Below are 25,313 nucleotides of genomic sequence, written 5' to 3' on the forward strand. Positions count from 1 at the left end.
GCGCAGCCCAAATACCGGGTCGACATGGACACGCTGGAGCGGCTGGCGGCGCGCACGCTGGAGCTGAACGAAATCGGCGTCGCGGTGGTGTCGACCGACCGGCCGGTTGTTTTCGAGCCTTATGCCCAAAGCCGCGAGCTGGGCGGGTTCGTGCTGGTCGACAAGGAGACGAACGACACGGTCGCGGGGGGCGTGCTGCATTTCGCGCTCCGGCGGGCGGGGAACATCCATCCCCAGGCGATCGACGTGCCCCGCGAGGCGCGCGCGTCGCTGAAGAACCAGCGGCCCGCCGTGCTGTGGTTCACGGGGCTGTCGGGGGCGGGCAAGTCGACGATCGCCAACCTGGTCGACGTGCGGCTCCGGCGGATGAACCGGCACGCGTTCCTGCTCGACGGCGACAATGTGCGCCATGGCTTGAATCGCGATCTGGGTTTCACCGACGCCGACCGGGTGGAGAATGTCCGCCGGGTGGGCGAGGTCGCGCGGTTGATGACGGACGCGGGGCTTATCGTGCTCTGCGCGTTCATCTCGCCCTTCCGCGCCGAGCGCGAGATGGTGCGGAGGATGATGCCGCCGGGCGAGTTCGTCGAGGTGTTCGTCGACACGCCGCTGGCCGAGGCGGAACGGCGGGACGTGAAGGGCCTGTACGCCAAGGCGCGCGCGGGGGCGCTGGCGAACTTCACGGGGATCGATAGCCCCTACGAGGCCCCGACCGCGCCCGAGATCCGCATCGACACGAGCGCGATGACCGCGCAAGCGGCGGCGGACCTGATCGTGGAATGGGTGATCGGGGCCTAGTCGGCGATCGCGTCGGGGCCGGCCGGCTCGGTCGTGGGGACGCCGGCGGTGCCGCGCCGGTCGCGGGCGAGCGTGGTGTAGACCGCCAGGCGGGAGCGCATGATCCCGCCGAGGGGGCGGTGGGTTTCGAGCGCGTGGGCGGGGGAGAAGGATAGCGCGTCGACGCCGGCGATGCGAGCGGCCGTGGCGCAGGCCTGCGGCGGGAAACGGAGGAGCGCGACCGGGCGATGGGGGCTGAGCGCCTCGGGCCAGGCCGTGCCGGCGTCCTCGATCGGCATGGCGTCCGCGTCGGTCCAGAGCTGGGCGGCGAGGGTGAAGGTCGCGCCGTGGGTCGCGATGCGCGCGGCGGTCGCGTCCCGGAGCGCATCGGGAGCATCGGCGTCGAAGGGGAGATCGGTCTGGTCGCCGGCGGGGAACGCGGCGAGCTTGGCGACATAATTGCCCCAGCGGAGCGGGGCCTGGCTGTGGAAGGGTTCGGACAGCGGATGGCGGCGGGGGTGGCCGAGGATGTCGAGATTGGCGGAGGCGAGGCCGACCGTACCGAGCGCGCGGTTGACGCCGCGCGCCGCCGCCGAGACGGTCGCCTTAAGCGCCTGAGGCATTGGCGCGGCGGTCTCGACCGTGGAGATGGCGACCAGAAAGTGGGCCGGGGTGGCGACGTTGAAGGCGGGCGCGTTCTCCAGCACGAAATCCTGGGTACCGCTTTCGTGACCCGCGAGCGGCGCGCCCTCCACCCCGAACAGCTTGATCGACAGGCCGCGGTGCGAGGACACGCCGCGATCGTCGAGATCCTCGCCGGGAAGGTGCGACAGCCGCGCCACGACGGGGTAGACGCGGCCGGGGACGAACAGGCCCTGCGCGAGTTCGGGGGCGAGGTCGGGGAGGATCGTCACCGCGCCCTTCAGCGCGGCGATCGTGGCGACGTGGCTGAGGCGACCGCCCGGCCCCGCGCCGTCGCGCGCCGCCCGGCCGCCGGCGCGCATGACGTCGGCGATGCGGTCGAACAAGGCAGGCTCACCGGGGTCGATCGTCTCGATACCGGGATGGTAGGGGAGCGGGCGGTTCATGAGCCGGGGAGGCAACGGGCGCGGGGGCCGCGAAGTTCCGGCACGCGCGCCGGACCCGTGGGGCGCTTCGGTTGTTCGGGTTTTTCCATCCCAGCCGAGGTCGAAGCATGTTCCTGTTCTTTTCCAGACGCCTCGGCTGCGCGGGGTCGGTGATCGTGTCGTTGGGCCTGAGCCTGCTGGTCCTGTTCCTGCTCGGGTGGATCTGAGATGCAGCGGGTGAGGGCGGTCGTGCTGGCGTTGCTGCTCGCCGGTTGCGGCGGCGGCGGCGCGCCCGACGGCGGATCGGAGCGGAAACCGGTGCGGGTGCCGGAAGCGGACCGGGCGATGGGGGCGGAGCAGCACCCGCGGCTGCTGGCCGAGTTCGGCGGCGCGTATGCGGGCGGTCAGGCGCGGTATGTCGCGGCCGTGGGCCAGCGGGTCGCGGCGGCGGCGGGACTGAAGGGCCAATGCCGGTTCACGCTGGTCAACAGCGACGTCGTGAACGCCTTCGCCGTGCCGGGCTGCTATATCTACATCACGCGGGGCATGCTCGCGATCGTGGGAAGCGAGGCGGAGCTGGCGTCGGTGCTGGGGCACGAGCTGGGGCATATCGTCGGCGCGCATTCGCAGCGGCAGCAGCGGCGGTCGGTGTTCCGGCGGGTCGGGGTGGCGCTGGTGAACCTGACGGGATCGGAGCGGCTGACGCGATTGGCGGGACAGGCGGCGCAGTATTTCACGCTGCGATATTCGCGGAACCAGGAATATCAGTCGGACGATCTGGGGCTCCGCTACCTGCGCACGGCCGGGTACGACCCGTATGCCGAGGGCGAGATGCTCGCGCGGCTGGCGGCGAACGAGCGGTTCGTGGCGGCGACGGCGGGGCGCGACGAGGCGCGGTCCATCCCCGAATGGGCGTCGAGCCATCCGCTGACGGGCAACCGGATCGAGCGCGCCACCGAGGGAGCGCGCGCGATGGGGCTGACGAACGACCAGTTGCCCGAGAACGAGGCCGCGTACCTGCGCGCGGTCGACGGGATGCTGTATGGTGACGATCCCGAGCAGGGGTTCGTGCTGGGGCGGCGATTCGCGCATCCGGTGATGGGGATCACGTTCGAGGCGCCGCGCGGCTGGACGTTGACCAACAGCCCGCGCGCGGTGCTGCTGGCGGGGCCGGGCGGCGCGCGGGGCGAGTTCGGCGGCGGGCCGATGCCGGCGGGGGGCGTGACCGCCTATGCCGAGGCGCTGGCGACCGGCCTGTTGGGCCGGGCGTCCGGCGATGTCGCGGGGGTCGAGCGGGGGGTCATCAACGGATTGGCGTCGGTGATCGTCGACATGCGCATCCGGGCGGAGGGCGGCGTCGTGCCGCTGACGATCGCGGCGTATGACGGAGGGAACGGGGAGGCGTATCATTTCGTGCTGCTGTCGCCGCCGGGGCGGCCGTCATCGGCGGCGGGCGCGGCCCTGATCGGATCGTTCCGGCGGCTGCTCCCGGCGGAGGCGGCGCGGCTGCGGCCGCAGATGGTGCGGACGGTGGCGGTCGGGCCGGGCGATACGACCGCGAGCCTGTCCGCGCGGATGGCGGACCCGAACGGGCGGGCGTTGTTCGCGATGCTGAACGGGTTGGAGACGGGCGGGGCGGTCCGGCGAGGGACACGGGTGAAGATCGTGACCGACGCCCAAGCGAGATGATCGTCCGTTTTCCATCCCCATCCATGTTGGTGTCGGCGCGCGAAAGCGGTAACGGTGATCGGCGCGATGCAGAGGTGGGCCGGCGACGCGACGGGGAGTTGATGCGGGTGGATGAAAGCGGGCGAAACGAAGCGGCGATATTCATGGACCCTGGCAAGGTCGACGGCGGGTTGGCCCGCACGGGGATCGCCGGGCTGGACGATATCCTTGTCGGCGGGCTGACGCCCAACCGGCTGTACCTGATCGAGGGAAGGCCAGGGACCGGCAAGACGACCCTCGCGCTGGATTTCCTGCTCGAAGGCGCGCGCATCGGCGACAAGGGGTTGTACGTCACCCTGTCGGAGACCGAGTACGAGTTGCGCGCGGTGGCGGCAACGCATGGCTGGTCGCTCGACGCGCTGGAGCTGGTCGAGCTGGTCGCGGAGGACGGGCTGGATCCCGAGTTCGAGCAGACGCTGCTCCACCCAAGCGACGTCGAGCTGGGCGAGACGGTGCGCGGCGTGATGGAGCGGGTCGAGGCGCTGCGCCCCGAGCGGGTCGTCTTGGACAGCTTGTCCGAATTGCGGCTGTTGTCGCAGAATCCGTTGCGCTACCGTCGTCAAATCCTGGCTCTCAAGCATTTCTTCTCCAAGCTGAATTGCACGGTGCTGATGCTCGACGACCGGACGGCCGACGCGGGCGACCTCCAGCTACATTCGATCGCGCACGGCGTGGTCACGCTGGAGCAGACGGCGATCGATTTCGGGGCGGAACGGCGGCGGCTGCGCGTGATGAAGTTCCGCGGGCGCAAGTTCCGGGGCGGGTATCACGACTACCGGATCGAGACCGGCGGGCTGCGCGTCTATCCGCGCCTCGTCGCGTCGGAGCATGGCGTCAGCTTCGCGCCCGCGCCGGTGTCGACGGGGGTGGCCGAGCTCGACCGGCTGCTCGGTGGAGGCCTGGTGCCGGGCACCACCACGCTGTTGTCGGGGCCCGCGGGGGTGGGCAAGACCACCACGACGGTTCAATGCATGGTCGCCGCGCTCGAGCGTGGCGATCGGGCGGCCTATTTCCTGTTCGACGAACGCATGCCGACGCTGCTGTCGCGGACGGCGGCGCTCGGCATCGACCTGGTTCGCTTCATCGAGGCGGGGCGGCTGCTGATCCGCCAGGTCGACCCCGCGGAGCTGTCGCCGGGTGAGTTCGCGGGCACCGTCCGCGAAGCCGTGGAGGAATTCGGGGCGGGAACGGTGCTGATCGACAGCCTGAACGGTTACCTTCAGGCGATGCCCAACGACAAGTACCTGACGCTGCAGATGCACGAGCTTCTCGCCTATCTGAGCGAGCGGGGCGTGGTCACGCTGATGATCCTGGGGCAGCACGGCACGGTCGGCGATCTGCGGACCGACGTGGATTTGAGTTACCTGGCGGACACCGTGCTGCTGCTCCGCTATTTCGAGGCGGACGGCCGGGTGCGGAAGTCGATCTCCGTCATGAAGACGCGCACGACCGATCACGAGCGGACGATCCGCGAATTCCGCGTCGGTCCGGGCGGGGTGGTGATAGGCGAGCCGCTGACGGGGTTTCGCGGGGTGTTGACGGGGCTGCCCGAATACCGGGCCGACGGACAGACGCTGATGGAGAGCGACCGGGAGCGGCGTCCGCTTGGGTGACGGCGTCCTGATCCTCGCCCCGCGCGGGCGCGACGCGGCGGTGGCGGCGGACCTGCTGCGGCGGCACGGGATCGCCTGCGTCGCGTGCGACGACCTCGCCGTCTTCGCCGAGCGCTTAGGCGAAGGGGCGGATGCGGCGCTGCTCGCGGAGGAGGCGCTGGTCGAGGACGGGCTGGAGGCGGTGATGGCGTGGTTGACGGCGCAGCCGACCTGGTCCGACTTTCCGTTCGTGGTGCTCGCCAATGGGCAGACGCGCGCGCGATCGGGGCGCGCGAACCACACGCTCGACGCGCTCGGCAACGCGGTGCTGCTCCAGCGGCCGCTCCATGCCGACGCGATGGTCCGCGCGGTCCGCTCCGCAATAGCGGCGCGGGGACGGCAATATGAGGCGCGGGAGCGGATCGAAGCGTTGCACGCCAGCGAGGCGAGCTTTCGCGAGAGCGAGGCCAAGTTCCACGCGATCACCGACTCGGTCGATCAGATGATCTGGTCGACGCTGCCCGACGGGTTCCACGATTTCTATAACCGGCGCTGGTACGACTTCACGGGCGTGCCGCCGGGATCGACCGACGGCGAGGCTTGGAACGGGATGTTCCACCCCGACGACCGGGAGCGGGCCTGGGCGCGCTGGCGGCACTGCCTGGCGACCGGCGAGCCGTACGAGATCGAATACCGGTTGCGGCACCGAAGCGGCGAGTACCGGTGGGTGCTCGGACGGGCGCAGGCGGTGCGAGACCCGGACGGGGCGATCACGCGTTGGTACGGCAGCTGCACGGAAATCGGCGACCAGGTCCGCGCGCGCGAGGCGCTGGCGCGGTCGCGCGAGGTGCTGGAAGCGGCGGTAAGGGCGCGTACGGCCGAGCTGGCCGAACTGTACGCCAAGACACCGGTGGTGCTGCATTCGATCGGGCCGGATACGCGGTTGCTGAGCGTGTCGGACCGGTGGCTGGCGTTTATGGGATGTGACGACCGCGAGGACGTGATCGGGCGTGCGATCACCGAGTTCATGACGCCCGAGTCCGCGCGCGAGTTCGAGGACCGCGACTGGCCCGAGCTGCTCCGCGACGGGTCGAGCGAGGACGGACCCACCTGCTACGTCAAGCGGTCGGGCGAGACGGCGGACGTGCTCGTGTCGGCGCGGGTGGAGCGCGATGCGGACGGGCGGGTCGTGCGCGCGATGGCGTCGGTGATCGACGTGACCGACCGATTGCGCGCCGAGGCGGAGCGCGACGAGGCGGAAGAGGCGCTGCGCCATGCCCAGAGGATGGAGACGATCGGGCAACTGACGGGCGGCGTCTCGCACGATTTCAACAACCTGCTCACGCCGATCGTCGGGTCGCTCGACATGCTCCGGCGGCGGCATGGCGACGACGAGAAATCGCAGCGGCTGATCGGCGGGGCGTTGCAGGCGGCCGAGCGCGCGGCGACGCTGACGCAGCGGCTGTTGTCCTTCGCCAGGCGGCAGACGCTGCAGCCGCGTTCGGTCGATGTGGGCGCGCTGGTGGAGGGCATGCTCGATCTCGTCACGCGCTCGCTGGGGCCGACGATCCGCGTCGCCGTGCGGATCGAGGGCGAGCCGCCGCCCGCGATGGTCGATCCCAACCAGTTGGAGCTCGCGATCCTGAATCTGGGCGTCAACGCGCGCGACGCGATGCCCGACGGGGGCGCGCTCGCGATCGAGGTCGCGCCGCATGACGTCCGTGGCGGGTCGGGCGAGCTCGCCGATGGACGTTACGTGCGCGTGGGCGTGATCGATACGGGCACGGGCATGGACGCGGACACGCTCAAACGGTGCGTGGAGCCGTTCTATTCGACCAAGGGCGTGGGCAAGGGCAAGGGCACGGGGCTGGGGCTGTCGATGGCGCACGGCCTGGCGGCGCAGTCGGGCGGGGTCCTGTCGCTCCGGAGCGAGCCGGGGCTGGGCACGCGCGCCGAGCTATTCCTGCCCGCCGCCGACGCCGCCGTCGCCGCGCCTTCGCCGTCGGCCGCGATGATTCCGGCGTTGCGCCGGGCGGCGGTGCTGCTGGTCGACGACGAGGATCTGGTCAGGACCGGCACCGCCGACATGCTCGCCGACCTCGGCCATACCGTGGTCGAAGCCGCGTCGGGCGCGCAGGCGCTGGCCGCGTTGCGCGGCGGCGTCGAGGTCGATCTGGTCGTGACCGATTACCTGATGCCCGGCATGACGGGCGCCGCGCTGATCCGCGAGCTGCGCGCGTCTTGGCCGCGGATGCCCGTGCTGTTGGCGACCGGCTTCGCCAACACGGCCGCCGACGTGCCGGGCGACGTCCCCAAGCTGGCCAAGCCATTCCGCCAGGCGGACCTGTCCATGCGCGTCAACCACCTGCTGGCCAGATACGCCGACGCGCCGGGCGAGCGGGCGCCCCCTCAGTTGCGAACGGTGGAATAGCGACGTCCTGGCGCGCCCGGCTGGATTCGAACCAGCGGCCACAAGCTTAGAAGGCTCGTGCTCTATCCATCTGAGCTACGGGCGCGCGCCGCAGGGGCAAATAGCGTGGATTGCGCGCGGGCGAAACCGCGATCATGGATACGGCCATGGACGATCCCGACGCGCCGATTCCGGCTAGCGCCGCCGAGCCGCGCGCCTTTCGCCATTTCGACATCGTCATGGCGGCGTTCGTCGCCATCCTGCTGCTGTCGAACGTGCTGGGGGCGGGGAAGGTCGCGCAGGTGACGCTGCCGGGCGTCGGCCCCTGGCCATTCGGGGCGGGGATCCTGTTCTTTCCGCTGAGCTACATCATCGGCGACGTGCTGACGGAGGTGTACGGGTACGCGCGGACGCGGCGGGTGATCTGGGCGGGGTTCGCGGCGACCGGGTTCATGGCGGGGATGTCGTGGGTCGTCGTCGCGCTGCCGCCCGCGCCGGGCTGGACCAACCAGGCGGCGTACGAGACGGTGTTCGGGCAGGTGCCGCGCATCGTGGCCGCGAGCATGGTCGCGTTCTGGGCGGGCGAGTTCGTCAACGCGTATGTGCTCGCGCGCATGAAGGTGTGGACGGGCGGGCGGCATCTGTGGTCGCGCACGATCGGGTCGACGGTGGTGGGGCAGGGGGTGGACAGCCTGCTGTTCTATCCGCTCGCCTTCTGGGGCGCGGAGGGATGGACGACGAGGCTGGTGGTGACCGTGCTGTTCACCCAATGGGCGCTGAAGGTCGGGTGGGAGGTGCTACTGACGCCGGTGACCTACGCAGTGGTGGGATGGCTGAAGCGGGAGGAGGGGGTGGACCTGTTCGACAAGGGGACCGACTTCTCGCCGTTCCGGGTGCGGACCTAGCTCACCGCTTCCAGCAAGCCCTCGAACAAGCGGCGGCCGTCGGTGTTGCCGTGGGCGGGCTCCACGCACCGCTCCGGGTGAGGCATCAGGCCGAGCACGTTGCCTCGCTCGTTGACGATCCCGGCGATGTGGCGGGCAGAGCCGTTGACGGGGGCGGCGTAGCGGAAGGCGACGCGGCCCTCACCCTCCAGCCGGTCGAGCGTTTCCGAGTCGGCGAAGTAGCTGCCGTCGTGATGCGCGACCGGAAAGGTGACGCGCTCGGCGGGGGCGTAGCCGCTGGTGAAGGGGGAGCGGGCGTCCCCGACATCGAGCGCGAGGTCGCGGCAGACGAAGTTCAGCTCGGCGTTGCGCATCAGCGCGCCGGGGAGGAGGCCGGCCTCGGTCAGGACCTGGAAGCCGTTGCAGACGCCGAGCACGGGTACGCCGCGCCCGGCCGCGTCGGCGACCGCGCGCATGACGGGGGAGCGCGCCGAGATCGCGCCGACCCGGAGATAGTCCCCGTAGGAAAAGCCGCCCGGGACCGCGACCATGCCCACGCCGTCGGGGAGCATCGTCTCCGCATGCCAGACCATCGCCGGCTTGGTCCCGGTCACCCGCTCCAGCGCGACGGCGAGGTCGCGGTCGCAGTTGGAGCCGGGGAAGACGATGACCGCCGCCTTCATGCGCGCTCGATCCGGTAGTTCTCGATCACGGTGTTGGCGAGGAGCCGGCGGCACATGCCGTCAAGCGTGGCGTCGTCGGTGCCGTCAGCCACCTCCATCTCGATGAACTTGCCCGCGCGGACCTCGCCGACGCCTTCGAAGCCGAGGCTGCCCAGCGCATGGCCTATCGCGCGGCCCTGCGGGTCGAGCACGCCGGGCTTGAGCGTCACGAAGATGCGGATGTTCATCGGCGGCGTCCTATCCGGAGGTCACTTGCCCCGGCGCTTGCGGTGGCTGTCCAGGTCGAGCACGGGGTTGTCGACGCCCTCCGGCAGCAGCCCCAGGCGGCGCGCGACCTCCTGGTAGGCTTCGACCTCGCCGCCCATGTCCTGGCGGAAGCGGTCCTTGTCGAGCTTCTCGTTCGTCTCCGTGTCCCACAGGCGGCAGCCGTCCGGGCTGATCTCGTCGGCCAGGATGATCCGGGCATAGTCGTTGTCCCAGATGCGGCCAAATTCGAGCTTGAAGTCGACCAGCTTGATCCCGACGCCCGCGAACAGTCCCGACATGAAATCGTTCACGCGGATGGCGAGGTCGGCGATGTCGTGCATCTCTTCCTGGCTGGCCCAGCCGAAGGCGGCGATGTGCTCGTCGGTGATCATCGGATCGCCGAGCGCGTCGTCCTTCAGGTAATATTCGATGATCGTGCGGGGGAGCTTGGTCCCCTCCTCGATCCCCAAACGCTTGGAGATGGAGCCGGCGGCGATGTTGCGCACGACCACCTCGATCGGAACGATCTCGACCTGCCGGATCAACTGCTCGCGCATGTTCAGGCGGCGGATGAAGTGGGTGGGGACGCCGATGCCGTCGAGGAGCGTGAAGACATGCTCGGAGATACGGTTGTTGAGCACGCCCTTGCCGTTGATCGTGCCCTTCTTCTGGGCGTTGAAGGCGGTGGCGTCATCCTTGAAATACTGGATCAGCGTGCCGGGTTCCGGGCCCTCATAGAGGATCTTGGCCTTGCCCTCGTAGATCTGGCGGCGACGGGGCATGGGGGTTGGTTCCTCCGGGCGGGACTGGGCGCGCCGGGTGCGGCGGGTGTGATGGCGGGCGTATAGGGCAGGGGGACGGGGGGTGCAATCAGGGGTCGGGGGCGAGGTCGAGAGCGAGGCCGCGTTCGTGCAACAACGCCTGCATGTCACGGCGACCGTCCGCAATCAGCAACACGACCACCGTCTTCGCAGCAACGGTGTAGACGATTTGGTAATCCAGATGAACGAGCTGACGAAAGCTCCTGTTCTGCATGTCATGCGCTTCTTCCGGCACCGCACCGCGAAGCGGAAAAGTGCGAAGCGCCATGACGTGGTCGTTGATCGAACGGACCAGTGCGGTCGCATCGTCATTTCCGCGAACACCAGCCATGAAGCGCGCGATCTCCCGAAGGTCACCGCGAGCCGCGGGGGTGAATGCGATCCCGTACTCGTCGGATCCGCTCAACGATCGGCAAGCCCGCGAAGTACGCTTTCGAACGCTTCATCGGCAGGGATGGTGCGGCCGGCCTGTACATCCTCCATTCCCATCAACAAGATCTTGAGAAACGCAATCGTCTCCTGCGTCTCCTCGTATGCCTTGACGCTCTGGACGACGATCCGAGCCTCGCCGCCCTCGGTCAGGATCAAAGGTTCGTCGCTCTCGGCCAGGATGCCTGCGAGGTGCCCGGCGTTCTCCTCGACGAAGCTGACGGGCTTGATCTGCTTGGAATAGCGCGTTGCGGGCTCCTGGGCGTGAGGTGCACCATGCAGGCGGGGCGGGGCGGGCGCAATCACGTCACCGCCAGCCGCGTCGAATAACGCTCCTCCCGCCATAGCTCGCCCGCGACGACCTTGCGCAGCAGCTCGCCCGCGCGCCAGGCTTCCTGGTGGGTAAGGTACAGCGGCGTGAGCCCGAGGCGGAGGATGTCGGGGGCGCGGAAGTCGCCGATGACGCCGTGTTCGATCAGGGCTTGGGCGAGGGCGTAGGCATGGGAGTGGCGGAAGCTGATGTGGCTGCCGCGTCGGGCCGGGTCGGTGGGGGTGACGCAGGGCAGGCCAGCGAGGTCGCCGGCCGCGAGAAGGATGTCGAACAGGGCGGCGCTCTTGGCGGCGACGACGGCTTGGTCGACATCGGCCCACAGGTTCAGCGCGGCTTCCAGCGCGGCCATGCTCAGCATGGGCGGGGTGCCGACGAGCCAGCGCTTCATGCCGGGGGCGGGTCGGTAAGCATCCGTGAACGCGAAGGGCTCGGCGTGGCCCATCCAGCCGGAGAGCGGGCTTTCCAGGTGGTGTTGCCAACGGTCGGCCACGTAGAGGAAGGCGGGAGCGCCGGGGCCGCCATTCAGGTATTTGTAGGTGCAGCCGACGGCGAGGTCGGCGTTCGCTTCGTCCAGCGCGACGGGGACGGCGCCGACGCTATGGCTCAGGTCCCAGAGCATGAGCGCGCCGGCCGCTTGGGCGCGGGCGGTCCAGGCGGGCATGTCGAAGCGTTCGGCGGTCTTGTAATGGACATGAGTCAGCATGAGCACGGCGGTGTCGTCACCGAGCGCCCCGTCGAGATCGGCGCGGGGCACCGCGCGCAGGGTCGCGCCGGGAACGCAGGCGACCGCGCCCTCGGCGATGTGCAGGTCCGTGGGGAAGTTGCCGAGCTCGCTCACCACGACGCGGCGGGCGGGGTCGCGCTCGGCCTGGACCCGAAGCGCCGCGACCAGCGCCTTGAACAAGTTGGCGCTGGTGGTGTCGCCGACGATGACTTGATGCGGTGCCGCGCCGAGCAACGGGGCGAGCTTGGCTCCGAGGCGGACGGGGGCGTCGATCCAGCCCTCGTTCCAGCTGCGGATCAGGCGAACGCCCCATTGCCGATCCGCGCAGTCGGCGATGGCGGCGCGGCCGGCGTGGGTGAGCGGGCCGAGCGAGTTGCCGTCGAGGTAGATGATGCCCTCGGGGAGTGCGAAGCGGTCGCGGAGAGGGGCGAGCGGGTCGGTGGCGTCGAGGGCTCGAATGTCGGTGGGGACTTCCGTTTCGTCACCCCGGCCTTGAGCCGGGGTCCCGCTTCGCTCGGCGGGCTGTAAGGAAGAAGCTGGACCCCGGGTCGAGCCCGGGGTGACGGGGATGGGGCGGTTCATTGCTTCAGCTCCCGCAGGATGATCGCCTTGGCCTGACTCCAGGCGGCGGTCTCGGGTGCGATCAGTTCCACATGGCCGGTGCGGGGCGGGAGGTGGAGCGTCACGACGTCGCCCGCCGCACGGGCGCGGGTACGGTAGCCGGTCCCCGTTCGGAAGGGGATGATGCGGTCCTCGCGGCCGTTCACGAGGTGTTGGGGGATGCCGAGCGGCAGGAGGCGGGGAACGGAAGTGTCGGCGTATGGATCGGCCCGGGTGGGGCCGACGAGTTTGGCGACCACCTTGGTGCCGCAACCGTTGTCGGGGCTGGTGGCAGTCGCCTCCAGGTCGGGTAGGCCGCCCAGGCTGACGACGCTTACGATCGGGAGCGGGTCGGGGGTGCGTAGCGGGCTGGCGGCGGGAAGCTTGGGCCGTGCCGCGAGCCAGAGCGCGAGGTGGCCGCCCGCCGAATGGCCGACCGCGACGACGCGGGCGATGTCGAGCTTGTGTGCATCGGCGTGGGTTCTGAGCGCGTCGGCGGCTTGGGCGACGTCGGTGAAAGTGCCGGGATAGCCGCCGCCCGCGCGGTCGACGCCCCGGTAGTCGATGTTCCACACCGCCACGCCCGCGCCTCGCAGGTCGGCGGCAATCCAGTTCATCAATGCGCGGTCGGCGATCCTCGTCTGCCAGCAGCCGCCATGGACCATGAGGACGACCGAATGCGGGCCCGGGCCCGCGGGGAGCCAGAGGTCGACGCGGTGCATCGGATCGGGGCCGTAGGGAATCGTCGCGTCGGGTGCCGGGCGGGGACGCTTGACGAGATCGGGCCAGGTGAGGAGCGGCGGATCGGCGGCGCTGATCGGGCTTCCGACCACGGCGAAGGTAACGAAGGTGACGGCAAGAACGGCTTTCGCGGTCCGCTCCACCCATTCCGAACGGGTCCGACCCATCACGGAACCTGCTTTGGCGGACGACTTGGCGATCGGCGGAACATGGCTTGAAAGCCGGATGACGGGATTGCGGAAAGGCGAGCGGGACCGGTCATCCGCGTCCTGCTGACACATCGACGACGTGTAGGACAGCGCGAAAAGCGGAACAGTTGTGGAACACCGCCTTTGCCTGCTATCGAGCGCGCCGACCATGCCGACCGACACGATCGATCCCCCAGACCAGCCCCCGATCGGCATCCTCGACGCGCCGTTCGACACCGCGCTGTCCGAGCGGTATCTGGTCTATGCGTTGTCGACGATCACGGCGCGGTCGCTGCCGGACGTGCGCGACGGCCTGAAGCCTGTTCACAGGCGTCTTCTCTGGGCGATGCGGCTGCTCCGGCTCGATCCGGCGTCGGGATACAAGAAATGCGCGCGCGTCGTTGGCGACGTGATCGGCAAGTACCATCCGCACGGCGACCAGTCCGTGTACGACGCGATGGTCCGGCTCGCGCAGGATTTCGCGCTCCGGTACCCGCTGGTCGACGGGCAGGGTAATTTCGGCAACATCGACGGGGATAACGCGGCCGCTTATCGCTATACCGAGGCGCGGCTGACCACTGTCGCGATCGACCTGATGGACGGGCTCGACGAGGACGCGGTCGCGTACCGGCCCACCTATAACGGCGAGGAGCAGGAGCCCGAGCTGTTTCCGGGAATGTTCCCCAACCTGCTGGCGAACGGCGCGGCCGGGATCGCGGTGGGGATGGCGACGAGCATTCCGCCGCACAACGCCGCCGAGCTGCTGGACGCCGCGATCCTGCTGGTCGACACGCCGGACGCGGACGACGCCGCGATCCTGGGCCATGTCACCGGCCCCGATTTCCCGACGGGCGGGCTGGTGGTCGATCCGCCGGATGCGATCGCCGAGGCGTACGCGACCGGGCGCGGGTCGTTCCGGGTGCGCGGGCGCTGGACGATCGAGCGCGAGAAGGGCGGGGGGTGGAGCGCGATCGTCTCCGAGATTCCGTACGGCGTCCAGAAGGGCAAGCTGATCGAACAGATCGCGGCGCTGATCAACGACAAGAAGCTGCCGATCCTGGCCGACGTGCGCGACGAATCGGACGCGGAGATCCGGGTCGTGATCGAGCCGCGCAGCCGCACGGTCGATGTGGGCGTGCTGATGGACGGACTGTTCCGACTGAGCGATCTTGAGGTGCGCGTGCCGCTGAACCTCAACGTGCTCGACAAGGAGCGCACGCCGCGCGTCATGTCGCTGCGCGGCGCGCTTCTGGCATGGGTGGAGCACCAGTTCGCGGTGCTGGTGCGGCGGAGCGAGCACCGCCTCCAGAAGATTGCCGACCGGACCGAGCTGCTGGGCGGGTATCTGGTCGCTTACCTCAATCTCGACCGGGTGATCGAGATCATCCGCACCGAGGACGAGCCCAAGGCGGTGATGATCGCCGAATTTCAGCTCAGCGACAGGCAGGCCGAGGCGATCCTCAACATGCGGCTGCGTTCCTTGCGGCGGCTGGAGGAACTGGAGATCCGGCGCGAGCGCGACAAGCTGGAGAAGGAGGGAGCGGGGTTGGCCGCCCTGCTCGCCGATCCCAGGAAGCAGCGGCAGCGACTAAAGCGCGATCTGGGTAAAGTCCGCGACCGGTACGGGCCGGAGACGGCGCTGGGACGGCGGCGGACGACAGTGGCCGAAGCTGCGCCGACCCGCGACATACCGCTTGAGGCGATGATCGAGCGCGAGCCGATCACGGTGATCCTGTCCAAGCGCGGCTGGGTGCGGGCGATGCGCGGGCATGGCGACCTGACCGCGCCCGAGACGCTCAAGTTCAAGGAGGGCGACGGCCCGGCCTACGCCTTCCACGCGCAGACGACGGACAAGCTGCTGTTGGCGGCCGAGAACGGGCGGTTCTTCACGCTGGCTGCCGACAAGCTGCCGGGCGGGCGCGGGTTCGGCGAACCGGTTCGCGCGGGCATCGACCTGGACGGGAATGTCGGGGTCGTGGCGTTCCTGCCCGCGGGCCGGCAGGAGAAGCTGCTGGTCGCGGCGAGCGACGGGCGCGGTTTCGTCGTGGCGGCGGCCGATACCGTGGCCGAGACGCGCAAGGGCAAGACGGTGCTCGCCCCACGCGCCGGATCGACGCTGAAGGTCGTGCGGCCGGTGCCTCCGGGAGCGGATTACGTGGCGGCGATCGGGGACAACCGGCGGATGCTGGTGTTCCCCCTGTCGGAGCTGCCCGAACTGGCGCGCGGCACGGGAATGCCGCTGCAACGGTATCGTGACGGCGGGCTGTCGGACGCGGTCGCGTTCGCATTCTCCGACGGGCTTTCCTGGCCGATGGGCGGCGCGGGCGGGCGGACGCGGACGGAGGCGGACCTGACCGGCTGGCGCGTGGCGCGCGGCGCGGCGGGGCGGATGCCGCCCAACGGCTTCCCGCGCGACAACCGCTTCACACCCTGACCGGCCTCCGCGAACCATCGGCGGACACGGCCCACGGAAATCGCGTGGTAGGTTTTTTCCGCAGCCGCATAAAGGTTTGAAGGCCGCGGGCTTCAGACGAGCTTAATTGATGTGGGCGTAGGGCCACCCTCATGGCGTTCACGCATTCCATCTCCCGCCCGGCGGTGTCCGCCGCGATCATGGAGCGGACGATGGAGATGCTCTCGATCCCAGCGGCCCATGTGGTGCTGAGCCACGGTCGGTCGGAGATCGTGGCGAGCAACCTGGCGTTCCGCAAAGCGCGACTCGCCTGTCCCCATGACGATGCGACGTTGCCGCGGACGTTGAACGCGCATGTGGCGCTGTTCCTGCGGACGGCGGACCTGCGGCGCGATTTCGACTGGGCGGTCGGCGACGCGGTGCACGCGCGCTATTTCAACGTCACGGCCGCGCGGTCGGATGCGGGGACGACGGACCGGTGCACGCTCACCTTCGTCGATCACACCGCGCAAGAGCGGATGGAGCGCAGCCTGCGGCGCGAGATGACCACCGACAGCCTGACCGGCCTGCCCAACCGCGAAGGCTTCGGCGATCTGCTCGACCGGGTCGAGGCGCGGTGCGACGATCACGGCGTGCTGGTGGTCAACCTGAAGCGGTTCGGCCGGCTCAACGCCTGCCTGGGCAGCCTGGCGGGCGACGAGCTGCTGATCAGCGTCGCCAGGCGGATCAAGGGTGCGCTGCGCGCGCGCGACGGGTTGGCCCGGATCGGCGGGGACGAGTTCGGCGTGTTGTTGGAGATCGAGGCGGAGCAGGAGGAGGCGGAACAGGTCGCCCGGCGGATCGAGGGCGCGCTGACGACCCCATTCCGGCTTTCGGACTACACCATCCGCGTCGAATGCTCGATCGGCATCGCGTTCGGGGCCGACCGCGCCGAGGGAAACGACGGGTGGGGCGAAGAGCTGGTCCGCCACGCCCAGTTCGCGGCCAAACGCGCCAAGGACAGCGGGCGCACCGAGGCGTACCAGCCGCACGTCTTCACCGCCGCCCGGCGGCGGTTCGCGATGGAGACGCAGCTACGCCGCGCGGTCGAGAACGGGGCGCTCCGGCACGAATACCAACCGATCTGCGACATCCGGACCGGCCGCGTGATCGCGTTCGAGGCCTTGGCGCGCTGGACGGACGAGGAGGGGCGGGCGGTGCCGCCGACCGAGTTCATCCCGGTGGCCGAGGAATCGGGGCTGATCGTGCCGCTGGGGCGCTGGGCAATCGAGGAGGCGACGCGCACGCTGGCCGGGTGGGACGCGCGCGCGGGCGGCGACTGCGGCGTGCAGATGTCGGTCAACCTGTCCCCGATCCAGTTACAGCGCGACCAAGTGCCCGAGATGGTCGGCCATGCGCTCGTCGCGTCGGGGCTGACGGGATGTCGGCTGAAGCTGGAGCTGACCGAATCGGCGCTGGTGAGCGATCCCGAGCGGACGGTGGGGTTGATGCACGCGATCAAGGAGTTGGGCGCGACGATCGCGATGGACGATTTCGGGACGGGCTATTCGAACCTCGCCTTTCTCCAGAAGCTGCCGATCGACATCCTCAAGATCGACCGGAGCTTCGTGACCGACATGCTCGAGGACCGCGACAAGGTGGCGCTGGTGCGCGCGATCCTGAGCCTGGCGAAGGCACTGGGGATGCAGACGGTGGCCGAGGGAGTGGAGAAGGCCGAAGTCGCGCGGATGCTGGGGGCGCTCGGCTGCGAATTCGGACAGGGATATTTCTATGCGCGGCCGCTATCGCCCGAGGCGGCGTTCGCCGCGATCGCGCCCGCCACCGCCTGATCGATCGTCGCATCGGGCAGGGCGTCGGGAAACCCGTCCGCGATCCACCGCGTCTCCAGCGCGCGCAGTGTCGAAGCGACGCCCGGACCCTTGACGAGGCCGCGCGCGACGAGCGCGCCGCCGGACACCGGCAGCCGGGGAGGGGTCCAGCGGAGAAGGTCGTCCACCGGTCGGCCCGCGAGGAGGAGTCGGTCGACGGCCTCCCCGACGCCGACGCGGTAGGCCAGCGCGAATGGGCCTTCGGTCCCGGTGCCCGCGGTCGCGGCGACCAGGCGCTTGCGATCGGCGTTCGACAGCTTGAGTCGTGCGCCCACCGCCTCCGCGGCGTCCCGGGGAAGAAGCGCGGCGAGCCGCCGGACCGGGTCGGGCGCGACGCCCGCGGCCGTCTCGGCGGCGGCGAGGTCGCCCAGGCGGTCGACGCCCCCGACCGCGATCTCGGGCAGGACGGCGCGCAGGATCCCGCGATCGACCATCAGGCCCACCACCGCGACCGCCGAGCGCGCGACCAGGAGCTTGCCCAGCTCGGCGGCGATCCGCTCGCGCGACAGGGCCATCAGGTCGTTCGCCCGCGCCGCGCAGGCGGACAGGCCGTCTTCGTCGATCTCCCGTCCGAAGCGCGCGTGGAAGCGGAAGAAGCGCAGGATACGCAGATGATCCTCGGCGATCCGGCGGTACGGATCGCCGATGAAGCGGACGCGGCCGGCAAGGACGTCCGCATGGCCGTCGAACCAGTCGAAGATCGCGCCGGTCGCCGGGTCGGCATAGAGCGCGTTCATCGTGAAGTCTCGCCTGCCCGCATCCTCCAGCCAGTCCTCGCTAAAGGCGATGACCGCGTGGCGGCCGTCGGTCGCGACGTCGCGGCGCAGCGTCGTGACCTCGACCGGGCCCGACGGGAGCACCGCCGTCACCGTGCCGTGCGCGAGGCCGGTCGGGACGGCGCGGACTCCGAAGGCGGCGAGGCGTTCGAGCACCTCGGGCGGCGGCAGGCGGGTGGCGATGTCAATATCCGACACGGGAAGGTCGAGCAGCGCGTCGCGAACCGCGCCGCCGACATAGCGCGCGTCGCCGTTCCGCGCGCCCAGGATGTCGGCCAGTCCGCGCAGGCCCTCGCGATCGCGCCAGGGAGCGTCGGGGAGGATCAGCTCCATCGCAGCCGCCGGGCGAGGTTGACGATCATCGCCGCGGTCGCTCCCCAGATGCGGTGATCGCCCCAGCGGATCTCCCAAAAATCGCGGCGCCGTCCGCGCCAGTCCGTGTGGGCCCGCACATGATTCGCGCGGTCGAGGAGAAACGCGAACGGCGCCTCGAACACGGCCGCGACCTCCGCCTCCGCCGGGCGAAGCGGCAGGTCCGGGGGGACGACGCCGATCACCGGGGTCACGTCGAACCCGGTCACGGTGCGGTAGCGGTCGGCGGCGCCAGCCACCTGGACGAGCGGCGCGGGCAGGCCGATCTCCTCCTCGGCTTCGCGCAAGGCGGCGGCGACGGCGTCCCGGTCGCCCGCGTCGATCCGGCCGCCGGGAAACGCGATCTGGCCGGCGTGGGTGCGCATGGACGCGGCGCGCAGCGTCAGGATCACGCCCGGCTCCGCTCGGTCGGTGACCGGCACGAGCACCGCGGCGGGGGTCAGCGTGTCGGCCGCCCGCTCGTCCAGCTCGCTGTGGTCGCCGGTCAGGAGCTCGAGCCCGCCGCGTTCGCGCGCGAGCGCGACACGCAGCCGGTCGGCCAGGGTCATCGCGCCGACGGTTCCTGGTCGGGCAGCGGAAAGAACGCGCCGTCGCTCCAGACGCCAGGCGGGGCATCGTCGCCCGCGATCGCGCGATCGGCGAGCTCGTAATAGACCGATCGGGCGACGAGCGCCTCCAACCCGGCGCGGACGCCCAGATACGGTCGCGGGCCGTCGGCGTCCTCGGCGAAGCGCAACGGGTGATCGGGGCCGGCGGTCACGAGGTCGCCGGTATTGAGGCGGAAGGCGAGCCGGGCGTCCGGGCCCACGCCCTCCGCCTTCATCTCGACCGCCTGGAAAGGCGCGTCCTCCACGTCGATATCGAGCTTTTCAACGGGGGTGACGAGGACGTAACCCCCCTCCGGCTCGCGCCGGAGGATCGTCGAGAACAGTCGGATCATCGCCTCGCGCCCGATCGGCGCGCCGTCGTGGAACCAGGTTCCGTCGCGCGCGATGCGCATCCCCGAATGGCCGCAATGGGCGGGATTCCACTTGTCCACCGGCGGCAGCTTGGCGTCGGCGGCGAGCTGCGCGATCTGGCTGAGCGACAGCGAGTGGAGATCGGGCTGATCGGGCATCGGCATGGGCGGAGGGTTACGCCGCGGCGGCGCGTGCGTCCAGAGCGGGCGCGCCCGAGGTCTGGACATGGTCGCGGGGGCCGAGCACGCCGGCGAGATCGGGCACCGCGTCGCCGCGGGCGAGCAGGCGGCGCGGCTCGACGGGACCGGGCAGCCGCCAGCGCGCGGTGCGGTCGGCGGAGAAGCCGAAGAAGCGGCCGTAATATTCGGGATCGCCGATCAGGGTCAACGCCTCATCGGCCCCGGTCGCCTCCGCTTCGGCGAGCGCGCACGCCATCAGCGCGCGGCCGAGGCCGCTCCGCTGGCGGACGGGGTCGACCGCGACGGGGCCGACCATCGTCAGCGGGTGCGCCCCGCCGTCGTCGGCCAGCAGCGCCACTGGCCAGCATTGCACCGTGCCGACCAGGACATCGCCCTCGAACGCGGCGAAGCTGAGCTCGGGCACGGCGCGGGCGGGACCGCGGACCTTGTATGCGGTGCGCGCGTGCCGGTCGGGGCCGAACGCCTGGTCGAGCAGGCGTTCGACGGCGGCGGGATCGGCCTGATCGAGGGGAAGGTGGTGCAAGCGGCGGTCCTTGAGGCCGGGGAAGGGGTCGCGCGAGCGCGCCCGTCTGCTAAGGGCGTGGGCATGAACGCCACGTTGAACGCCCCCATTAACGACAGCCTCGAGCTTGAGGTCCACGACCTGGTCGTGTCCGTGCTGACGGGCATCTATTCGGAGGAGACGCATCTTCCCCAACCGTTGCGCATCTCGCTAACGGTCAAGCTGGATGCGCCGCGCCGCTTCGCACCCGACAGTCCGTTGTCGGCCTCCAAGAACTATCTGGACCTGAAGCACGCGGCGACGGGGGCGTTGTCGCCGGGGGTGCATTTCACGCTGATCGAGGCGGTTGCGGACCACATCGCCGAGACGCTGTTCCTGCAGGACGGGCGCGTCCGGCGAGTCGCGGTCAAGATCGTCAAGCTCGCCATCAGCGAGGAGGGCGAGGCGATCGGGATCACGCTGGTGCGGCACCGGCCGTGCGCATAGCCGTCGGACCGGGGGACGACGTCGCGGCGCTCGTGCGCGCGGCCGACGCGGAGTCGGTGCTGGTGCTGATCGATCCGGCGCTGGATCCGCTCGCGGCGGCGCAGGTGCGCGCGGCGATCGGTCCGCTCGCGGTCGAACGCGCCCCGAACGCGCGGGTGAACGCGCTCCTCCCAGCCCCAACCGCCCACCCACCCGACATCGAGGCGGCCATGCGGTTTCTGGAAGGCGCCCGCTCGGTGACGGGTCAGCTGCTGGAGGTCGCGGGGCGCTGACGGATGCACGGGCCGAGCCGCTCGAGCACGAACGCGTAGTCCGCGCGCGCGCGGGCAGCATCGCTCTCGGCCAACCGGGCGGTCGAGGCGTCCGGAAGCGCGGCGGGCAGGCCGCAGGCGAGGCGATACCAAAGCAATGTATCGCGCACGGGCGGGCCCGCGCTTTCGTCGACGATCTCGCTCAGTGCGACCGCGAAGCGCGGCGTTTCGCCCGGGCGGCGCAGGATGGAGAGCGAGATGGGCTCGGCGTCGGCGGTGCGCAGGAAAATCTGCGTTTCGCCCTCGCCCGGCAGCGCACCGGGAACGTGGAACGCGCCGCTTATCCCGGCGACCGCGGGCGGAGCGCCGGCGTTCGCCAGTTCGCGCGCGATCCGGCGAACGCGCGCATCGGTCGCGGGCGTCCAGGCGAGTTGGGCATCGGGTGCGGCGAGTTGGAGCTGCATCGGCGATCCGGGCACCGGCCGCGCGAAGAAGAGCACGCGCCGTCCCTTAAGCTTGGGAACGCGGCCACGCGCGTCGATCGGCAGGTCGAGCAGGTACCCAACGCGCGGCGGCAATCCTCCCGGGCCGCGGATCAGCGCGGTGGCGTCGACCTCTACATATAATCGCGCCGCGCCGGGTACCAGGCCGACGGCCTCGGCCGGCTTGATGCGGACGGTGGACCGTACCGTTGCGTCGGCGACCACTGAACTGGCGAGCACCAGGTCGGTGAGGTCGGGATAGGGGAGCGCCCCGGCTTCGGAGGCCATGACCGCCTGCGGCGCGGGCCCGGCCTGCCGCGCGGCGGCGGGAGCGGTGGCCAGCAGGAACGAGGCCGCCAGCGCGAGGCCGCGCGGGGCGGGAAAGACGATCTGCATGGTTCGACGGCTACGCCATTCAACGTGAATGTTACAGAAACAAAAGTCGAACTTATCTATTATAACGATCGCCCTGGCGGACAAAGCGTTTGCACGGCCGTTATCGCCTCGTTAGGAATTGGAAATGGCCGCGCGGAGGAGTTGATCCGATGCGGCGCTCTCCGGCGCGACGTCACGGCGGCGCAAACCGGAAAATGGACAAGGAGTGACGTTGCCGAATGGCCTATGCCGACCAAAAAGCGTCATCGGGCAAGATCGTCGCGCTCATTATCGTGGCGATCATCCACGCGGCGCTGGGCTACGCGCTCGTGACTGGTCTCGCATACAAGTATGTGAAGGCGGCCAGCGAGAAGCTGAATACGTTCGACGTGGAGGAGCCGCCGCCGCCGCCGCCGCCCGAGGAGCCGCCGCCGCCGCCGCCCGAGCAGCCCGATCTGCAGCCGCCGCCGGTGGTGTCGCCGCCGCCGATCGTGCGCAATCCGAATCCGCCGGTCATCGCGATCCGGACGGTGCCGATCCCGCCGCCGGTCTATACCCCGACGGTGATCGCCGCCCCGCCCGCCCCGCCGGCACCGCCGCCTGCTCCACCGGCTCCGCCGCGCGTGTCGCAGCGCGCAGGGTTGAAGGGCAATGCGGGGCAGTTCTTCTCGGACGACGCCTATCCGCCTGCGGCCGTCCGCGCCGGAGCCTCGGGTCGCGTCGTGGCCAGTCTGGACGTCGGCCCCGACGGTCGCGTGAGCAACTGCACGGTCACGTCTTCGAGCGGCAACAACGACCTGGATAGCACGACGTGCCGCATCGCGCGGAGCCGGGTGCGGTTCACCCCGGCCAAGGACGACAGCGGTAACAACATTGCGTCCAAGTTTACGTTGCCGGTTACGTGGCGCTTGCCCGAAGATTGATACTGTTCTTCCAATTCGATCAGCCATCTGATTACGCAAAGGATATCTCTTGATGCTCACCACCATCCTAGCCGCCGGAGGCGCCGCCGCCGCCACGGGCGAGTCCCCCTACGGCTTATCGGCCGCGTTGCGCGAAGGCGGGCTGATTTCGCAGACCGTGTTCGGCATCCTGGTGATCATGTCGGTCGTGTCATTCTACATCCTGTTCTCCAAGCTGTTCGAGCAGCAGAAGATCATCAATCAAGCCAAGCGCGTCCGGCAGGCCTTCTGGCAGTCCAACTCGCTGCGCGAGGGTTCGGCCAAGCTCGAGAAGAACTCGGCCTACAAGCAGCTCGTCGACGATGGGCTTTCCGCGCAGGAGCAGCATACCCGCCTGACCGATCCGGTCGAGGCGCACGACTGGCTGCACGGCTCGCTTGCGCGTTCGGAAGCGGCTATCAACTCCAAGCTCGGTTCGGGCTTGGCCTTTCTCGCGACGGTCGGCGCCACCGCGCCGTTCATCGGGCTGTTCGGCACCGTGATCGGCATCTACCGCGCGCTCATCAAGATCGGTTCGTCGGGGCAGGCCTCGATCGACGCGGTCGCGGGTCCGGTCGGCGAGGCGCTGATCATGACCGCGCTCGGCCTGGTCGTCGCGGTTCCCGCGGTGCTGTCGTACAACTGGCTGCAGCGCCGCAACAAGCATATCGCCGAGGAGCTGTCGTCCTTCTCAAACGACGTGCTTGGCTTCCTGGCGTCGAATGGCGCGGTGCGGCCGACGGTGCGTGCGACGACCGGCCCGGGCACGACCGGTGCGGCTCGCCCGACTCCGGGCGCGACGGGTTCGACCGGCAACGCGAACGCCGGCCAGACAGGCGCGGTTCAGAGCCGCTCGTAAATAGCGCGAAAAAGGGTCGGGGCCGTCATACCGGCGGCTCCGCCAATCCAGGTGGACGGAGCCGCGTGGTTCGTCACCGCAAGTAGGAACGACCGCAGATGGCGATGAGTGTTGGCGGCGACGGCGCCGAGGAGAAGCCGCTATCGGATATCAACACCACGCCGCTCGTCGACGTGATGCTGGTGCTGCTGATTATCTTCCTGATCGCGATCCCGGTCGTGCTCCAGACGGTGCCGTTGAAATTGCCGGCGGTGCGCTTCGATCCGACGCAGACCAAGCCGGAGAACGTGTCGCTATCGATCTCGACCGCGCCCGACGGTACCTGTGCCGTTTATTGGAATACAAGCCGCGTCGGGCACCAGGAACTGGAGGATCGCGCGGTCGCCAAGCTGAAGGCGGAGATCGCGCGGCAGGGCGGCGTGGGCAATCCCGCGCTTGAGTTGCCCGAGGCCCACATTCGCGGCGACGTGAACACGCCCTGGCAGTGCGTCGGCGGCGCGATCTACACGATGCAACGTGCGGGCTTCGCCAAGGTCGGCTTTATTTCCGAACCGCCCCCCGGCGGCGCGGTCGTTCGCACCTAAGACCAAGCAGGAGTATTAGAAATGGCCATGAGCGGCGGCAACGATGACGGCCAGCCGATGATGGAGTTGAACATGACGCCGTTGATCGACGTCCTGCTCGTGCTCCTCATCATGTTCATCATCACCATCCCGATCCAAACCCATGCGGTGAAGGTCGACCTGCCGGTCAACGATCCCAACCAGCGGCAACCGCCGGTCGACCCGCAAAAGAACAAGATCACGATCGATCCCGCGGGCCTGATCGCCTGGAACAACGTGCCCGTGAATGAGGTGACGTTGCGCCAGTTCCTCGACCAGTCGGCGACGATCGTGCCCGAGCCTGAGTTGCAATTCCAGCCCGACCCGAAAGCGCGCTATGAGGTCGTCGACCAGACGCTTGCTGTCATAAAGCGGTCGAATATCAGCAAGCTGGGTTTCGTCGGCAACGAACAATATTACCGCGACTTCTGATCCCGGGTGGATGGGAACGTGATGGGTGGGCGGTCCTTTGGGGCCGCCTTTTTTATCCCAAGAGCGCTCGAGAGGTCACAAGCCAGGATGGCCGATAGGAAGCCGGAGCGATGGACGTGCACGAAGCGGATTACGCCGGTCGACCATGCTCAATCGCGCGTCGTCGTTGGATGGCCAAGTAGCGCGGTCAAAGTTGAGATCAATAATCCCGAACCATATGGAAAGATAGGATTCGTACCTGTCGCCCTGATGGCGCGCCGGTCACTTGATCCGCGGGTTGGTAGGTTCATCCAAAGGCGTCGTGCCGCACGAACAGGTAGTTCGCACCATTGCGCCTGCCAACGCGTTATTATGTATCCACCTTTCTATGTAGGCGTGAGAGTGGATCCCAGATGTATGATCGCTCTCACCGACGATTACGAATGTACGATGCGCCTCCTGGTCCCGGGCCGGATTAGTTATTGCATTATAATCAACCAGCATGACCGATCGGCCGGATATCCGGTTTGCCTCGGAGGAACGTCGTCCTTTAATAGGCGACCATGTCTCGAAGCGGCGAAGGTGATCGCCTTGC

26 protein-coding genes and 1 tRNA gene are annotated in these 25,313 nt (G+C 69.4%); 13 read left to right on the top strand and 14 right to left on the bottom strand.

Annotation, left to right across the window (positions count from 1 at the left end):
• Positions 1 to 798: adenylyl-sulfate kinase (cysC, locus tag ACFE71_RS07840; protein ID WP_375428250.1), on the top strand; the 798-nt coding region annotated here is incomplete at its 5' end.
• Here cysC and ACFE71_RS07845 read toward each other — a convergent pair.
• Positions 795 to 1,865, bottom strand: a complete 1,071-nt coding sequence (locus tag ACFE71_RS07845) for a catalase family protein (RefSeq protein WP_375428251.1) — start codon at positions 1,863 to 1,865, stop codon at positions 795 to 797. The genes cysC and ACFE71_RS07845 overlap by 4 nt on opposite strands.
• A gap of 207 nt (positions 1,866 to 2,072) precedes the next feature.
• Between ACFE71_RS07845 and ACFE71_RS07850 the strand changes: the two genes are divergently transcribed.
• From ACFE71_RS07850 to ACFE71_RS07860, 3 genes are all read left to right on the top strand, one after another.
• Positions 2,073 to 3,533, top strand: coding sequence for a M48 family metalloprotease (locus ACFE71_RS07850; protein WP_375428252.1), 1,461 nt, complete (start codon positions 2,073 to 2,075; stop codon positions 3,531 to 3,533).
• A gap of 143 nt (positions 3,534 to 3,676) precedes the next feature.
• Complete coding sequence (locus tag ACFE71_RS07855) at positions 3,677 to 5,185, top strand: ATPase domain-containing protein (RefSeq protein ID WP_375428253.1); 1,509 nt, start codon at positions 3,677 to 3,679, stop codon at positions 5,183 to 5,185.
• Positions 5,178 to 7,595: a PAS domain-containing protein gene (locus ACFE71_RS07860; RefSeq protein WP_375428254.1), complete on the top strand. Its 2,418-nt coding sequence runs from the start codon at positions 5,178 to 5,180 to the stop codon at positions 7,593 to 7,595. Before ACFE71_RS07855 ends, ACFE71_RS07860 begins: the two co-directional genes overlap by 8 nt.
• Before the next feature lie 8 nt (positions 7,596 to 7,603).
• Here ACFE71_RS07860 and ACFE71_RS07865 read toward each other — a convergent pair.
• Positions 7,604 to 7,680: transfer RNA gene (locus ACFE71_RS07865), tRNA-Arg, on the bottom strand.
• A 61-nt stretch (positions 7,681 to 7,741) separates the two neighbouring features.
• Here ACFE71_RS07865 and ACFE71_RS07870 point away from each other — a divergent pair.
• Positions 7,742 to 8,479 carry a queuosine precursor transporter gene (locus ACFE71_RS07870; protein ID WP_375428255.1) on the top strand — a complete coding sequence of 246 codons (738 nt, stop codon included), beginning with the start codon at positions 7,742 to 7,744 and terminating at the stop codon, positions 8,477 to 8,479.
• On the opposite strand, the gene purQ is transcribed toward ACFE71_RS07870, so the two are convergent.
• The 7 genes from purQ to ACFE71_RS07905 form a co-directional block, all read right to left on the bottom strand.
• Positions 8,476 to 9,141 carry a phosphoribosylformylglycinamidine synthase subunit PurQ gene (purQ, locus tag ACFE71_RS07875; protein WP_375428256.1) on the bottom strand — a complete coding sequence of 222 codons (666 nt, stop codon included), beginning with the start codon at positions 9,139 to 9,141 and terminating at the stop codon, positions 8,476 to 8,478. The two genes, ACFE71_RS07870 and purQ, sit on opposite strands and share 4 nt — an antisense overlap.
• Positions 9,138 to 9,368 carry a phosphoribosylformylglycinamidine synthase subunit PurS gene (gene purS / locus ACFE71_RS07880; protein WP_375428257.1) on the bottom strand — a complete coding sequence of 77 codons (231 nt, stop codon included), beginning with the start codon at positions 9,366 to 9,368 and terminating at the stop codon, positions 9,138 to 9,140. Before purS ends, purQ begins: the two co-directional genes overlap by 4 nt.
• Before the next feature lie 21 nt (positions 9,369 to 9,389).
• Positions 9,390 to 10,169, bottom strand: coding sequence for a phosphoribosylaminoimidazolesuccinocarboxamide synthase (purC, locus tag ACFE71_RS07885; RefSeq protein ID WP_375404011.1), 780 nt, complete (start codon positions 10,167 to 10,169; stop codon positions 9,390 to 9,392).
• An 88-nt stretch (positions 10,170 to 10,257) separates the two neighbouring features.
• Positions 10,258 to 10,614 (bottom strand): type II toxin-antitoxin system RelE/ParE family toxin, encoded by a 357-nt coding sequence (locus tag ACFE71_RS07890; RefSeq protein ID WP_375428258.1) that lies wholly within the window; start codon positions 10,612 to 10,614, stop codon positions 10,258 to 10,260.
• Entirely contained in the window at positions 10,611 to 10,943 is a 333-nt protein-coding gene (locus tag ACFE71_RS07895) for a type II toxin-antitoxin system Phd/YefM family antitoxin (RefSeq protein WP_375428259.1), read from the bottom strand. Before ACFE71_RS07895 ends, ACFE71_RS07890 begins: the two co-directional genes overlap by 4 nt.
• Positions 10,940 to 12,274 carry a kynureninase gene (kynU, locus tag ACFE71_RS07900; RefSeq protein ID WP_375428260.1) on the bottom strand — a complete coding sequence of 445 codons (1,335 nt, stop codon included), beginning with the start codon at positions 12,272 to 12,274 and terminating at the stop codon, positions 10,940 to 10,942. The genes ACFE71_RS07895 and kynU overlap by 4 nt, the downstream gene beginning before the upstream one ends.
• Positions 12,271 to 13,200 carry an alpha/beta hydrolase gene (locus ACFE71_RS07905; RefSeq protein WP_375428261.1) on the bottom strand — a complete coding sequence of 310 codons (930 nt, stop codon included), beginning with the start codon at positions 13,198 to 13,200 and terminating at the stop codon, positions 12,271 to 12,273. The genes kynU and ACFE71_RS07905 overlap by 4 nt, the downstream gene beginning before the upstream one ends.
• A gap of 190 nt (positions 13,201 to 13,390) precedes the next feature.
• Between ACFE71_RS07905 and parC the strand changes: the two genes are divergently transcribed.
• Together parC and ACFE71_RS07915 are read left to right on the top strand one after the other, a co-directional pair.
• Entirely contained in the window at positions 13,391 to 15,655 is a 2,265-nt protein-coding gene (gene parC / locus ACFE71_RS07910) for a DNA topoisomerase IV subunit A (protein ID WP_375428262.1), read from the top strand.
• A gap of 131 nt (positions 15,656 to 15,786) precedes the next feature.
• Positions 15,787 to 17,463: a putative bifunctional diguanylate cyclase/phosphodiesterase gene (locus ACFE71_RS07915; RefSeq protein WP_375428263.1), complete on the top strand. Its 1,677-nt coding sequence runs from the start codon at positions 15,787 to 15,789 to the stop codon at positions 17,461 to 17,463.
• Here the strand turns inward: ACFE71_RS07915 and ACFE71_RS07920 are convergent.
• Genes ACFE71_RS07920 through ACFE71_RS07935 form a run of 4 tightly spaced genes read right to left on the bottom strand, consistent with a single transcriptional unit; the run spans position 17,403 to position 20,332 of the window.
• Positions 17,403 to 18,611 carry a CCA tRNA nucleotidyltransferase gene (locus ACFE71_RS07920; protein WP_375428264.1) on the bottom strand — a complete coding sequence of 403 codons (1,209 nt, stop codon included), beginning with the start codon at positions 18,609 to 18,611 and terminating at the stop codon, positions 17,403 to 17,405. The genes ACFE71_RS07915 and ACFE71_RS07920 overlap by 61 nt on opposite strands.
• Positions 18,602 to 19,198 carry a CoA pyrophosphatase gene (locus ACFE71_RS07925; protein WP_375428265.1) on the bottom strand — a complete coding sequence of 199 codons (597 nt, stop codon included), beginning with the start codon at positions 19,196 to 19,198 and terminating at the stop codon, positions 18,602 to 18,604. Before ACFE71_RS07925 ends, ACFE71_RS07920 begins: the two co-directional genes overlap by 10 nt.
• Complete coding sequence (locus ACFE71_RS07930) at positions 19,195 to 19,773, bottom strand: DUF1285 domain-containing protein (RefSeq protein ID WP_375428266.1); 579 nt, start codon at positions 19,771 to 19,773, stop codon at positions 19,195 to 19,197. The genes ACFE71_RS07925 and ACFE71_RS07930 overlap by 4 nt, the downstream gene beginning before the upstream one ends.
• 10 nt (positions 19,774 to 19,783) lie before the next feature.
• The gene (locus ACFE71_RS07935; protein ID WP_375428267.1) at positions 19,784 to 20,332 is read right to left on the bottom strand and encodes a GNAT family N-acetyltransferase; all 549 of its coding nucleotides are present in this window, start codon (positions 20,330 to 20,332) and stop codon (positions 19,784 to 19,786) included.
• A 63-nt stretch (positions 20,333 to 20,395) separates the two neighbouring features.
• On the opposite strand from ACFE71_RS07935, the gene ACFE71_RS07940 reads away from it, so the two are divergent.
• A complete protein-coding gene (locus ACFE71_RS07940) occupies positions 20,396 to 20,797 on the top strand; it encodes a dihydroneopterin aldolase (protein ID WP_375428268.1) in 402 nt (133 codons plus the stop codon).
• Positions 20,788 to 21,069 (top strand): Rossmann fold domain-containing protein, encoded by a 282-nt coding sequence (locus ACFE71_RS07945; RefSeq protein ID WP_375428269.1) that lies wholly within the window; start codon positions 20,788 to 20,790, stop codon positions 21,067 to 21,069. The genes ACFE71_RS07940 and ACFE71_RS07945 overlap by 10 nt, the downstream gene beginning before the upstream one ends.
• Here the strand turns inward: ACFE71_RS07945 and ACFE71_RS07950 are convergent.
• Positions 21,042 to 21,926, bottom strand: coding sequence for a hypothetical protein (locus ACFE71_RS07950; protein WP_375428270.1), 885 nt, complete (start codon positions 21,924 to 21,926; stop codon positions 21,042 to 21,044). The genes ACFE71_RS07945 and ACFE71_RS07950 overlap by 28 nt on opposite strands.
• 218 nt (positions 21,927 to 22,144) lie before the next feature.
• Here ACFE71_RS07950 and ACFE71_RS07955 point away from each other — a divergent pair, with 218 nt between their 5' ends.
• The 4 genes from ACFE71_RS07955 (at position 22,145) to ACFE71_RS07970 (ending at position 24,739) form a co-directional block, all read left to right on the top strand.
• A complete protein-coding gene (locus ACFE71_RS07955; protein ID WP_375404024.1) occupies positions 22,145 to 22,828 on the top strand; it encodes an energy transducer TonB in 684 nt (227 codons plus the stop codon).
• A 52-nt stretch (positions 22,829 to 22,880) separates the two neighbouring features.
• Positions 22,881 to 23,705, top strand: coding sequence for a MotA/TolQ/ExbB proton channel family protein (locus ACFE71_RS07960; RefSeq protein ID WP_375428271.1), 825 nt, complete (start codon positions 22,881 to 22,883; stop codon positions 23,703 to 23,705).
• 98 nt (positions 23,706 to 23,803) lie between these two features.
• Complete coding sequence (locus ACFE71_RS07965) at positions 23,804 to 24,289, top strand: ExbD/TolR family protein (protein ID WP_375428272.1); 486 nt, start codon at positions 23,804 to 23,806, stop codon at positions 24,287 to 24,289.
• Positions 24,290 to 24,310: 21 nt separating this feature from the next.
• On the top strand, positions 24,311 to 24,739 hold the full coding sequence (locus ACFE71_RS07970; RefSeq protein WP_375428273.1) for an ExbD/TolR family protein: 429 nt from the start codon (positions 24,311 to 24,313) through the stop codon (positions 24,737 to 24,739).
• The last annotated feature ends 574 nt before the right edge of the window (positions 24,740 to 25,313 follow it).

The sequence above is a fragment of the uncultured Sphingomonas sp. genome, assembly GCF_964237155.1.
In the GTDB taxonomy this organism is placed as follows: domain Bacteria; phylum Pseudomonadota; class Alphaproteobacteria; order Sphingomonadales; family Sphingomonadaceae; genus Sphingomonas.

Bases quoted from the DNA above. Each gene is read 5' to 3' on its own strand.
- ACFE71_RS07845 (WP_375428251.1), bottom strand. From the start codon at position 1,865: ATGAACCGCCCGCTCCCCTACCATCCCGGTATCGAGACGATCGACCCC.
- ACFE71_RS07850 (WP_375428252.1), top strand. From the start codon at position 2,073: ATGCAGCGGGTGAGGGCGGTCGTGCTGGCGTTGCTGCTCGCCGGTTGC.
- ACFE71_RS07855 (WP_375428253.1), top strand. From the start codon at position 3,677: ATGGACCCTGGCAAGGTCGACGGCGGGTTGGCCCGCACGGGGATCGCC.
- ACFE71_RS07870 (WP_375428255.1), top strand. From the start codon at position 7,742: ATGGACGATCCCGACGCGCCGATTCCGGCTAGCGCCGCCGAGCCGCGC.
- purQ (WP_375428256.1), bottom strand. From the start codon at position 9,141: ATGAAGGCGGCGGTCATCGTCTTCCCCGGCTCCAACTGCGACCGCGAC.
- purS (WP_375428257.1), bottom strand. From the start codon at position 9,368: ATGAACATCCGCATCTTCGTGACGCTCAAGCCCGGCGTGCTCGACCCG.
- purC (WP_375404011.1), bottom strand. From the start codon at position 10,169: ATGCCCCGTCGCCGCCAGATCTACGAGGGCAAGGCCAAGATCCTCTAT.
- kynU (WP_375428260.1), bottom strand. From the start codon at position 12,274: ATGAACCGCCCCATCCCCGTCACCCCGGGCTCGACCCGGGGTCCAGCT.
- ACFE71_RS07905 (WP_375428261.1), bottom strand. From the start codon at position 13,200: ATGGGTCGGACCCGTTCGGAATGGGTGGAGCGGACCGCGAAAGCCGTT.
- parC (WP_375428262.1), top strand. From the start codon at position 13,391: ATGCCGACCGACACGATCGATCCCCCAGACCAGCCCCCGATCGGCATC.
- ACFE71_RS07915 (WP_375428263.1), top strand. From the start codon at position 15,787: ATGGCGTTCACGCATTCCATCTCCCGCCCGGCGGTGTCCGCCGCGATC.
- ACFE71_RS07920 (WP_375428264.1), bottom strand. From the start codon at position 18,611: ATGGAGCTGATCCTCCCCGACGCTCCCTGGCGCGATCGCGAGGGCCTG.
- ACFE71_RS07925 (WP_375428265.1), bottom strand. From the start codon at position 19,198: ATGACCCTGGCCGACCGGCTGCGTGTCGCGCTCGCGCGCGAACGCGGC.
- ACFE71_RS07930 (WP_375428266.1), bottom strand. From the start codon at position 19,773: ATGCCGATGCCCGATCAGCCCGATCTCCACTCGCTGTCGCTCAGCCAG.
- ACFE71_RS07940 (WP_375428268.1), top strand. From the start codon at position 20,396: ATGAACGCCACGTTGAACGCCCCCATTAACGACAGCCTCGAGCTTGAG.
- ACFE71_RS07950 (WP_375428270.1), bottom strand. From the start codon at position 21,926: ATGCAGATCGTCTTTCCCGCCCCGCGCGGCCTCGCGCTGGCGGCCTCG.
- ACFE71_RS07955 (WP_375404024.1), top strand. From the start codon at position 22,145: ATGGCCTATGCCGACCAAAAAGCGTCATCGGGCAAGATCGTCGCGCTC.
- ACFE71_RS07960 (WP_375428271.1), top strand. From the start codon at position 22,881: ATGCTCACCACCATCCTAGCCGCCGGAGGCGCCGCCGCCGCCACGGGC.
- ACFE71_RS07965 (WP_375428272.1), top strand. From the start codon at position 23,804: ATGGCGATGAGTGTTGGCGGCGACGGCGCCGAGGAGAAGCCGCTATCG.
- ACFE71_RS07970 (WP_375428273.1), top strand. From the start codon at position 24,311: ATGGCCATGAGCGGCGGCAACGATGACGGCCAGCCGATGATGGAGTTG.